7 protein-coding genes are annotated in these 11,752 nt (G+C 38.6%); 3 read left to right on the top strand and 4 right to left on the bottom strand.

Translation table 11 applies throughout. The annotated features are described in order from the left end of the window. Positions 1 to 205: 205 nt before the first annotated feature. A complete protein-coding gene (locus tag ND16A_RS14725) occupies positions 206 to 2,122 on the bottom strand; it encodes a sulfatase-like hydrolase/transferase (RefSeq protein WP_052072870.1) in 1,917 nt (638 codons plus the stop codon). A 447-nt stretch (positions 2,123 to 2,569) separates the two neighbouring features. Between ND16A_RS14725 and ND16A_RS14730 the strand changes: the two genes are divergently transcribed. The 3 genes from ND16A_RS14730 (at position 2,570) to ND16A_RS14740 (ending at position 9,011) form a co-directional block, all read left to right on the top strand. Beyond that, positions 2,570 to 5,188: a TonB-dependent receptor gene (locus tag ND16A_RS14730; protein ID WP_033076477.1), complete on the top strand. Its 2,619-nt coding sequence runs from the start codon at positions 2,570 to 2,572 to the stop codon at positions 5,186 to 5,188. 96 nt (positions 5,189 to 5,284) lie between these two features. Continuing rightward, complete coding sequence (locus tag ND16A_RS14735; protein ID WP_033076476.1) at positions 5,285 to 6,913, top strand: sulfatase; 1,629 nt, start codon at positions 5,285 to 5,287, stop codon at positions 6,911 to 6,913. A gap of 142 nt (positions 6,914 to 7,055) precedes the next feature. After that, positions 7,056 to 9,011 carry an alpha-L-arabinofuranosidase C-terminal domain-containing protein gene (locus ND16A_RS14740; RefSeq protein WP_152593796.1) on the top strand — a complete coding sequence of 652 codons (1,956 nt, stop codon included), beginning with the start codon at positions 7,056 to 7,058 and terminating at the stop codon, positions 9,009 to 9,011. A 301-nt stretch (positions 9,012 to 9,312) separates the two neighbouring features. Here the strand turns inward: ND16A_RS14740 and ND16A_RS21455 are convergent, their stop codons facing one another. The 3 genes from ND16A_RS21455 to ND16A_RS14750 all read right to left on the bottom strand — a co-directional run bounded on the left by ND16A_RS21455 (position 9,313) and on the right by ND16A_RS14750 (position 11,658). Continuing rightward, positions 9,313 to 9,663, bottom strand: coding sequence for a Mut7-C RNAse domain-containing protein (locus ND16A_RS21455; protein ID WP_200880803.1), 351 nt, complete (start codon positions 9,661 to 9,663; stop codon positions 9,313 to 9,315). Then, positions 9,620 to 9,865 (bottom strand): hypothetical protein, encoded by a 246-nt coding sequence (locus ND16A_RS21450; protein ID WP_200880802.1) that lies wholly within the window; start codon positions 9,863 to 9,865, stop codon positions 9,620 to 9,622. Before ND16A_RS21450 ends, ND16A_RS21455 begins: the two co-directional genes overlap by 44 nt. Positions 9,866 to 9,990: 125 nt before the next feature. After that, entirely contained in the window at positions 9,991 to 11,658 is a 1,668-nt protein-coding gene (locus ND16A_RS14750) for a serine hydrolase domain-containing protein (RefSeq protein WP_052072869.1), read from the bottom strand. Positions 11,659 to 11,752 lie beyond the last annotated feature (94 nt).

The following is an 11,752-nucleotide window of genomic DNA, read 5'->3' as shown; positions in this document are numbered from 1 at the left end:
TGCGTTTTGAGTATAAGCATTAAGACAAATGTTATTAATAAAACCGTAAAAGATCTTTTAGTTCGGTTTAAAGTGCTTATTCCTGACCAATAATGCCAATCTCTATAATTAAAGTGTTACGGGTCATCCAGGTTGTAGCTATGTAGGGTTGTTTATAAGAGTCAATAAAAACTGCCCCCCCTTAGACTTTAACTACAGACAAGATTTAAATTGGTTTAATTTTAATTTTTCGTCTTATTTCATTAACTTTTCTACCTTTTTTGAGTTGTTTATTGCTGGCAATATCTTGAGCTGACTTTAAGCCTAATGCAGATAATATTACAGCTGCTGTTTCTTGCTGCGGAATTTTTTTAATCTCGTCGACATAATCTAACAATAACTCAGGATTGATATGAGCAATTGTCTCTAGTGCCGAACGCTGATGTTCTTTAGACTTAGCCTTCAATAATTGCTGAACCGCGTTAGGTGCTTTCAAATAGACAAGCGCTTCAATAGCAACGGTGGCCACAGCAACTTCATTATCAGAAACTGCGGTTACTAATGCCGATGGCACTTGTTTTATCTTTTCAAAAGCTGCTAATTCTGCAAAGCCTTGCGCGGCCCAAAATCGCAAAACGTTGTGCTTACTCTTAAGATGCAAGGTCAATTCGGGAATATCATCTACTGTTACTTCTGAAACTAGTTCAGCGAGGTCATGTAAAGCTGCCAAATCAAAATCATTAGCAAACCAATCTTTGTACGCCTTCCCTTTTTTAAAAGCCAAAGGTACAAAGCCTATATCTTTCGTGGTTCGAATATGCTGGCTTACTTCTTTTCTAAATTTTTGTAATCGTTTTTCACTTACTGCTGAGAGTGTCGGCATTAAATCTTTTTGCTCAAATCTATCAGTAGGTCGGTAATAAAGATTCTCAGTAGGTTTTGTTTGATAAAATTTGCTTGAATAAGTTTGCCCATCCGCTGTTTTTGCAAATTCATCTAAAGCGATATTTGACGGCATTCCCCATTGGAAATCATTTCTTAACATCATAGGTTTTCGCCTTAAATAGTTTTTTATGTAACTATAATTGCCATCAGTTACCGAACGCATAGGATCAAAGTGACGTTCTTGGTTGGTTCTAAAGCCAAAATTTAGTACTCTATTATGTGTGGCTTTCTCACCTAAAAAGGCTTGCCCTTGCATTTCAGCCGGCGTATCTATTCCAGCTAAACTAAGGATCGTTGGACCAAAATCAATAAAGCTCAACATTTTAGATTCAAGTTCTTTATTTGCTTGTGGTAATAGGGTTTTATACTTTTCAGGCACATGAACTATTAGCGGCACCTGAAGTGAAGTAGATACGTATAAATATCCTTTTCCACGGGGGGAACTTCCACCGTGATCTGAAAAGATAAAAATAATGGTATTGTCGTAAAGATTTCTAGCTTTTAAATCGTCAACAAAGATCTTAACCCAGCTATCAATATCTTTCACCCCTTCAAGATGAAATTGGTAATCTGACTTCACCGCGTTCAAGTCAGGTAAATAACGCGGGGCACTGTTTTTATCAACACCAGAATCTGAAAAATTACGTCGTCCGTCTAACGTATAGGATGTCAGCCGGCTCATGTGAGTTAAATGCGAATTAAAAACGGCAAAAAATGGTTGCCCATCCTCACGTTTAGCGCTGTTATAAGAGGCCTTTTTATCAAATTCGTGCCAAATTTGACCTAACTCTTTTTTATCGAGTGTAACATTATAGTCACGCTTAGTATTATTGGTAGTGTAATAACCCGCTTGTTTTAATAACGCAGGAAAATATAAACGTTGCGCAGGCGTTTCTACTACTGCACGGTGATGATCTGAGCCGTAGGTTGTTGCATATGCGCCTGAGATTAAAGACGACCGAGCTGGTGAACAGTAAGGTGCAGCAGAAGAAACATTGTTAAATACTAAACCCTTTTTTGCAATAGATTCAATGGTGGGAAGCTCTATAGCATCATTGCCATAAACACTCAGTTCATAAGCACTGGTGTCTTCAAAGGTTAACCAGAGAATATTAGGGGTAAGTAACTCTTCAGCGTAGACACTGCTAACGCTAGCAGCTAGAGAAAGGCTTAGCAGGATAGATTTAATCTTATACATAAAAACTTACATGTTGTGTTATTAGTTACTTTAATGACAAAGACACACTCTAAAACCGTAAATTTCTATGCCAAAAATATATCGTATAAAACCATCGTTCTTAGCATAGATGCAAAAACTAAATTGTAATGTCATCGTTTTATTCACATATCAATACCTATATATCAGAAAAACTTATAATAACTAACATACCCTAGTTTACATTTAGCTAGCCCTAAATTGTCTACGATAAAATTGATTTAAACACGTCAAAAATTTCTTGAACATCATTATAAAAAGCAACTTTCATAAATAAATTTACGGGTATTTAACATTTATTCGTCTTGTTTAGTAGATAGCCGTTATTAATTGCTCTAGTGAGTAACATTAATACTTATTGCTATGAAAACTATAAATATAAAAAGAGAAGTGCATTAAAGCTAGCTCAAAAACTGAAAGGTGTAACCGATGACTAAACACGTTAATAAATCAATAGACAAACGCTATCTCAAAACAACATTAGCGGCATGTATTTCTGCTGCTTTGCTATTACCAATAGCAGAGGCGGCCGAAATAGCAAAAACGAATAAAAACAAAGAAAAAGCCATGGAGGTTATTGAAGTCAAAGGTTATATTGGCTCGTTATCTGCTGCAATGGTTGATAAACGAATGGCCAACCAAATCAAGGAAGCATTAGTTGCTGAAGATCTAGGTCAATTTTCAGATGCTAACGTTGCTGAAGCATTAGAGCGAATTTCAGGTATTCAAATTACTCGTAACGATAGTAATGAAGGTCAAAAAATTTCTCTTCGAGGATTAAAGGAAACGTTAACGTTAATTAATGGTAGAACATCTTTCACCGACTCGTCTCGAGATGTTAGCTTTTCTGATGTCCCTTCTGAGAGTTTATCTCAAATAGATGTCTATAAAACGCCAACAGCTAGCCAAATAGAAGGAGGCATAGGCGGCACCATTGATATGCGTCGCTTGCAAGCAACAACTTTTAAAGACTTTAAAGCCAAAGCCAAGGTAGAAGCATCTTATTCTGATCTTGCTGAAGAGGTTTCTCCTAAATTTGATTTTATGCTCGGAAACAGTTGGCAAACATCTCTAGGTGATATAGGGGCCGTTTTAGCGGTTAGCCACCAAAATCGTAAATCACGATTTGAGCGCTCACGCGCAGGAGAATATATAAATAAAGTACCAACCAAACTAACTGATGGCACCCCTATAACTGACGCACCAGCTGCCTCTTTATTATCAAAAAGTCAGAAAATCGTATTTGGTACCGAAGAAACCGATCGCACTAATATTATTGCTGATTTTGATTGGGTAGTGAATGAAGATTTAAGTTTCTATATGGATTCAGGCTATAGCACTTATGAAAGTGAAAAACATAAAGTTGCACAATCAGTTGTCTTCGGCAATAAAGTAGCTGCCATAGACTTTAGTGACCCAGGCCTTGATGCAACTACCGTGACATATGCTAAATCAAAGCTAAATTCGCTAAATCAAATAGAAAAACGTGATACTGAAAATTTTGATATTGCCATTGGTGGTGACTATATTGTCGGCAGAGCTCAGTTTAGCGCAGAAATCAGCCATGTGAAAAGTAATAGCGATAGAATCACTGAGCAGCTTCAATTATTGGCCAAAACGGGCAGTGCAGATATATTTAATGTTGACTATACCGATGCCCGTGATGGTTATGTAGCACTTAGCACAGATTTTAACATCACTGATCCTAACAACTATACTTTCGATTTTTTTAAAGACAAGCTTCAAGAAACAGAAAGTAGTGAGTCTGCAGCTCGAGTAGATGTTATCTATGATTTAGATAACGGTATTGTCGAATCGCTAGAAGCTGGAGTTAGGTATACTCAGCGTGACGCTAGTCGTTTTGTCGATGATTTAAAAACCAAAAAACCTGGTGAATTATCATTAATGCCTGAACTTTTCTTCACTGACAGTCAAAATTTTGATGACGAAAAAATCATCTTTCCTTTTGGCATCTTAAGCGCCGATACACATTTTTTAAACGATAATAAAGAACTTTTCCTTGAGACTTACGGAATTCCAGATAACAGCACATCACCAAAACCTCAAGATACGTTTATTTTTGATGAAAAAACTCTGGCAGCATACGTGCAAGTCAATTTAGCTTGGGACATAGGTGATATTCCGGTTTCTGGGAACCTAGGTCTTCGTGCAGTCAATACAGATACTACATCTTCCGGCAACAAAATTGTAGATGGCCAAGTAACACCTACTACTGACGGTTTAGATGAAACACATTACCTACCTTCATTGAATTTAAATTTTGGTTTAACAGACGAATTAGCATTGCGACTTTCGGCTTCTAGAGCAATGCGTCGCCCAGATTATGACAAGCTAAGTCCTACAATAAACTTGAATTCAATCAACGAAACGGGTACACAAGGTAATCCTCAACTTAAGGCTTACACGGCCGATCAAATAGATGCCAGTTTAGAGTGGTACTTTAATGACAATAGCTACTTTGCAACAGCTGTATTTTATAAGGAGCTACATAATTGGCTACAAAGTACAACAGAGTTGCAGAATATTGATGGTATTGATTATGAAATTAAAACAAATATCAATGCCGAAGAAGGCGACTTAAAAGGTATTGAAATATCCTACCAGCAATTTTTTGATTTCTTGCCTGGCTACTTTAAAAACTTTGGTATACAGGCCAATGTTACTCTGGTAGATGCCAATGTAGCTTCTCCTCGTGATGACGTAGACCTTCCATTAGAAGGCTTATCAGAATTTTCCTACAACATCGTTGGTCTTTATGAGCAAAATAAATTTTCAGCGCGTGTCGCCTGGTCTTGGAGAGATGATTATTACTATGGAGAATTAAATGGTCGAGCTCGAAATCGTAAAGACATAGGTCAATTATCAGCCGCTATAAACTATAAAATTACTAACAAGTTAAAAGTATCACTTAAAGGTAGTAACTTAACAGGTTCAGATTTTCGGAGCTATTTACAACGTATAGAAAGGCCTGAAGATTTAACTCAAAATGACAGAAGAGTCGCGCTATCTTTATCTTATAAATTTTAAAGAAGACTTACGGGTTGAGTCACATAACTACTCAACCTTGTAAAATTAAAGCCACGTTTACGTGGCTTTAATACCTTAATAACGGAAATATTTTAAATGAAATTAATTAAGCTTTTTTTACTATTGAGTTTTATCGTTCAAGGGCACGCTAAAGCGGCCAGTGAACCTAACATTATTTTTCTCATGGCAGATGACTTAGGTTGGGTAGATATTCATTCACCAAATGCAACTGCGGGTCATGGTTCTAATTACCATGAAACGCCTAATATTGATAAATTGGCCCAACAAGGGATGAGTTTTACTCATGCGTATACTCAACAGAACTGCCAACCAACTCGTACAGCTCTAATTAGTGGTCAATACGCACCGGGAGCATATAATAACACCTACAATGTACACTCACTTGACCGAGCAGACGGGAAACTCCCAGAAGATGTGCTAGCAAACATTACTCCCTACCAACAGCAAGAAAAAGGAATTGATACAAGTTCAACCTCAATTTTTGAAATGTTACAAAATGCTGGTTATCACACGGCTTGGTTTGGAAAAAATCATGGTACGGGTTCTGACAGTGACGTAACTTCCAACCACGGCATTGACTATAATTACGCAACGAAGAAAAAAGTTAAAGGTAAACGAAATGGGAAAAAACGTGTCTCAAATTATTTAGCATTAAAAGATGATAAACAGGGTTGGATTCTAGATGGCCCTATGGCTAAATATGCTCAACCCTACACAGAAGATTATATACGCAAAAATTTGATGCCTTATGCCAACGGCAATAACCCGATGGAAGTGGTAGGCAAGACGAAGCATTATAGTGATGCGCTAGCAGACGCCCTAATTGATTATTTAATAGAACGTAAAGCTAGACCAGAACAACCTTTTATCGCCTATGTCCCCTTTCATGCAGTCCATAGCGGCATTGTTACCCGTGACGATTTACATACCAAGTACAAGAGCAAAAAATCTAAAGATCCTCGCCATAAAAAAGCCAAGTATGCTGGATTTGTTGAACAACTTGACCAAACCGTTGGCAGAATTCTAGCCAATGTTGATAGTCTAGGGTTAGCAAAGAATACTTTAGTGATTTTCACCTCAGATAACGGTGGTGTAAGCAAAATAACCAGTAATAAACCGTTAAGAAATTTTAAAGGGACTTTTTATGAAGGCGGCTTAAGAGTTCCGTTTATAGCACGCCTACCTGGTGTAATCGCGCCAAATAGCGTATCTGCACAACCCATTCATATTATAGATACTTACCCAACGTTAGCGGATGCTGCAGGCGTTGATTTGGATGCAGCAAAAATCCCTCAAGAATTAGATGGCGCTTCCATTTTTAGTGTGTTAAATGGCAAAAAAAATAGTTTAGATCGCAATGCTTTATTTTGGCATTTCCCTGGCTATATGGACTCACGTAATAAACCATCAAGCCTAATACAAAAGCGTATTGGTTTAGGTAAAAATCAAGCGACATATAAATTATTTTTTGATTACACTAATGGTGAGTACGAGCTTTATAACATTACGCAAGATATTAGTGAGATGAATAATTTGTTAGCAGCACCAACTACTGAAACTAAAAAAATTGCTGCCAGTATGAATACTGAATTAATTCAATGGTTAAGCAATTACAAAGCACCGACGGGTCATTGGCGTGTAAATGGTGATGTTGTAACCTACCCTGCTACAGATATGAAGTCTTTTTCTATTCCGTCAAACTAAGCTCAAGCCAGCTAACGTAAATGCTCGGCTTTATGGGCTTAAATGGTAAGTAAATAAGCCTGCTAATAAGCGGCAGGCTTTCCTGAACTACCTACGAAAACAACCATTCAATTAAGTATCTAACTCAAATGAGTATTAAGACATGACATTAAAAACAAAATTCAGGCTCAGCCCTGCTGTAACCTTGGCCGCCCGTGTGTTATTGCGCAGTGTACCGTTGACTTGTGCATTATTAGCCAGTGTTCCATTGTCCCTGGCAGCTAAGGACATGACTGCAAGGGTGGATGTTGATTTAAGCCATAAGACTGGAAAACAAAACCCATATTATTATGGCGGTAATAATATTTACCCTAAAGGTGCCCAGGGCTTAATGGATAAAAACGGCGAGTTTAATACAACAAAAGCTAACCTTGCCAGCCAGTTGGGTTTGCGCACTTATCGTTTTCCCGGCGGCTCTGAGGGCAACCTGTATAAATGGAAACGTGCCATAGGCCCCCTAGAGCAGCGCATAGATAACGTTAGCGGCAATAACCGCGGCAGCCAGACAAATGAATTTGGCTCCGATGAATTTGGCCGACTACTTGAAACCACAGCCTTTAAGCACGGGATTATTATGGTGGCATACGGCTATGAAAAACCCGATGATGCGGCGGACTGGGTAGAGTATATGAATGCTCAAGTGGGAGAAAATCCCAATGGCGGCAAAGACTGGGCAAAAGTGAGGGCCGATAACGGGCATGCCAAGCCTTATAATATTAAATATTGGGAGATAGGCAACGAAGTTTACGGCAACTGGGAGCTAAACTGGGGCTCTTACCCTAACAGCTTTGATGCTAAAAGAGGGGCGGCTAATGTTGAGTTAGATACCGCAGCCGGCACCAATGGAATTTTACCCTTTGGCGATGCCAAACGATACGTCGAAGGCGGCACTAAATATTTCACCCAGCAAAAAGCTGCGGCTAAGAGTACCTGGATAGGTGACAAAATAAAGACTACAGGGAAAGCTGGACAAACATTTTTTGTGAAATTTCCACCGGTAGATCTGAGCGACGCCATGCAGCCTTTTGTACTTAAAATCAATAATATAAAATGGCAAAGGGTTAAGAATTTCTCACGGTCGTCAGCAGAAGACCTGCATTTCACTTTGGAAGAAAAAACTGGCCGCATTAACTTTGGTGATAACATCAAAGGCAAGATCCCACAACAAGACCACCACATAGTGCTGGATTACTTATCCGGTAAACAGCCTGGCTTTATCGATTATTACCGCCAGATGAAGGCGGTAGATCCTGACATTGTTATCCTGTCTAATTTCGAAAAAAAATCTTTTTATCAGCGCATGGCACAAGTAAACGCCCCTTATGACGGTGTGGTAAAACATTATTATCCTAGAATGATTCATAGAGCTAAAAAAGAGGATAAATATGAGGCTTCTATCGTTTCTGGTATGAAAATATCCCGGCCCATTGAAGAACACAAACAATGGCTGAATGGCTTTGAAAATAGCTCAATTACAGGTAAGGAAAAATTATGGTTCACTGAGTACAGCATGATCAATGTGCCTAACCAGATGGCGATATTTCACACCGTGATAAATGAGCATGTCAATGATGTCGGTATGCTGCTGGGACACTCACTTTTCCTCAATAACCGCAGCGCTATGATCACCAACAACGGAGTGATTAGAGCAATGGCCTTACCTATTCAAGTATTTAGCCAGCATTTAGAAGAAAATTTTATTCGTTCAGAAGTTACCGGCAGTAACCACTATTTTAAAAAGAAAAAACTACCGGCCTTGTTATCGACGGCAAGTATCAGTAATGATGGTAAAACCGTCAGTCTGGTTTTAACAAATACCTCCGATAAATACCCGGTTAGTACGCAAATCAATCTTAATTCATTACCGGATTCGTTTCAGGCGGCAGGTGAGCTATGGTTATTAAGAGCCAAAGGTAATAATCCTTTAGCAGAGAATACCCTAAAAGAGCCCCATGCAATTTCCCTTGAAAAATATAAAGATATTAAAAATATAAATGCTCACTACAAAATCAATATAGCCCCTGCATCCGTTTATATAGTAAAGTGGTTGCTAAAATAATCTATCTTAATTTCGGTTTAAAAAGAGTAGGCAATTTATTTTCTATCTCACTATGTGCTCCATTTAGCTAAAGAAGTATGAAATTTATGTCAGCTGTTTGTTCGAAAAATTGACCTTTCCTTTCAGCTACTCATTATGTCGCCTTTGCGAAGAACTTTGAACATTACCTCAGTTCGTTTTGATCGGTAAGCCGACATAAATGGCTGGCATCACTAACTATGCGTACCTTGCTTAGTCCAGATGCATCTCTTTGTTACCTTGCTTGGGATCATATACACATTGCCATCCCTGCTTTATCCGCCTAGTTTGCTTTTAAGTCTTCGATCCATTCGCAGATGTGGTCATAATGCGAGCCTTGCCAATAGAGTTTTCTGCAACTTTTGCACTCCTTAAACACGTTAAAAAATAGCAAAGTATCGATAGGTAATCGAGCTTGTAATAGCGTACTCTCAATTTGCTGCAATAGTCCATTACAACATGAACAGCGAGTAAATGGTCTGAAAATGTGTTGCAATTGGAAACGCTGAACTACCTCTTTTACTTGTTCTTTGGCTTCATCATTGCGTAGCCAATAGCCATGCGTTACTGCAGCGTACTTTAAGATACCTTTATCGCGAGTTAAAATAATACGTTTCTCTTGTATCGAAAGCAACGGAGTCGCCATCGACCAGTATTAAATCTATTTCAGTGTGTGGTACCCCGATGGCCTCAATAATGTCTTTAATCGATGGCGTTGAAATGAATTGATAAGGAAACGTTGTCTTGTACTGTGCTGCGGGCAGAAAGTCATTTAGCTCTTCGTAAAAACGAAAAAAAGCAGTTCGGGTGATACGTGTGTGTTGTTCAGAGTTCATCTCATTATTTAGATAATTGCTTTATGGAGCCGGCTCAAGTCTTGAGCAACCTCGCGGTTCAAGTTCTCGCCAAATATCCCACGATTAAAGGGCTTAGGGTCATTTCCCAAGCCCATCTATGGATATTATAACCTAGAAAACGTTAAGTTTTTCACTCTGCCTGCCGCCAATTTAAAGCCAGTGATACGGCCAGTACTATCTCGTTCAAATTTAAATGCGCCGACTTGGTTATTCACAAATAGATCATTCATTACGGTTGTTAACGGTGAATAAGATCGATTGTTGACAAAAAGTTTCAACTCTTCATGTTCTACTTTTAAGACATAGCTCACGTTTAGTTCGTTGTTAAAGTACGAGCCCTCAAACTTGTTAAGTTCTTGTCTTTTATATGAAGCGGGTTTATAGCCTACTGATAGTACTGGCGTATCGCCATTAATGGTAACAGCCATTATGTTTCTTGATTGCTCATCGCTATAAAACGCAACGTTCATCTCAAACGGTACGCCGGTGGCAACAAATTTATTATTGCCAATAGCGGTTAAATTAAATTCTCTATTTTCATTTAAAGAAAATATTAGTTTGTTATCTTTGATATAAATTTTACGAGAATCTGAGCGTTCATCATTCCAATAGAGCACTAATACGTTCTCTAATTCAGCTGGATTTAGCTCAATTTCGACCGCAACACTTTCCTTAGCCTTATCAGCAGAGTTATTCTCCTCATAGTCATTTTTGAGAAAAATATCCGCAACCTGGAACGCCATTCTGGTAGGGTTGGCATCACCGCGATTGGCAAATACCACCACCGAAAACTTTTGCTCTGGGAATCGTATTAAGTTCGCTCTAAATCCTACGAATGAACCACCATGACTGATCATTTTTAGTCCCTTGTATTCACCCAGAAACAAACCCGAGGCATAATCTATCACTTCACCACTGTTGAGCTGTCCGCGTTTGGTCATCATCGACCAGAATTTTTTGCTAAACACTTTGTTGTTGTAGTACGCATCATCCCACTTTTTGATATCTTCAACGCTGGTAAATATACCGCCATCGCCGATCATATCTAATGTGGTCATGCTAATTTCATATTGATTTTCACCACTGGGAACATAACCTGATGCCCTATTTTTAACGATTTGATTATGATCATTATGAAAGTGAGTATGGTTCATTGCTAAAGGTTCAAAGATTTCTCTTTGGGCGAATTCAGCCATGTTGATGCCAGACACATGTTCTACAATTTGTCCGAGAAGCCAATAACCGGAATTACTGTAGAGAAATTCATCGCCAGGGTTAAAGTTGGTTTGTTGCTGATTGATCAGCCAATGCATAATGTCGTCATCGGTATAATAATCATCACTTCTTTTTCCGGATAAATCCGCGAGAGTCAAATAATCTCTAATGCCACTGGTGTGATTTAGCAGGTGGCTGATGGTAATTGTCTTGGCGTAATCTGGAAAATCCGGGAAAAACTGATTGAGGGTATCGCTAAGACTTATTTTACCCTTTTCCACTAATAAAATGATGCTCGCGGCAGTAAACTGCTTAGACGTTGAGCCTATCCGAAACACCGATTTCGAAGAGTTAGGGATGTCGTATTCTAAATTTGCCATGCCATAGCCACCGGAAAATATTAGTTCCCCGTCCTTGATAACGCCAACGGAAGCACCGGGTGACCCTGGATGATCCCATTGGGAAAATACTTTATCAATGGCTGCGGTTTCTGCTATTTCTGCGTAGGCGGTAAATGTTAGTAGCGTAGACAAGATCAATAAACTTAATTTTCTCATAAATATCCGTTTTCAGATTAATAGTTGATGTCTTTGATGGCAAAAGGTGTGCTTAGTTCACTAAATGTTTTTAATTTCACTCGTCAATAGTTTG

Source organism: Thalassotalea sp. ND16A (assembly GCF_000764205.1).
In the GTDB taxonomy this organism is placed as follows: domain Bacteria; phylum Pseudomonadota; class Gammaproteobacteria; order Enterobacterales; family Alteromonadaceae; genus Thalassotalea_A.
The sequence above is the reverse complement of the archived record's forward strand: the minus strand, read 5'-3'. Positions and strand labels throughout refer to the sequence as shown.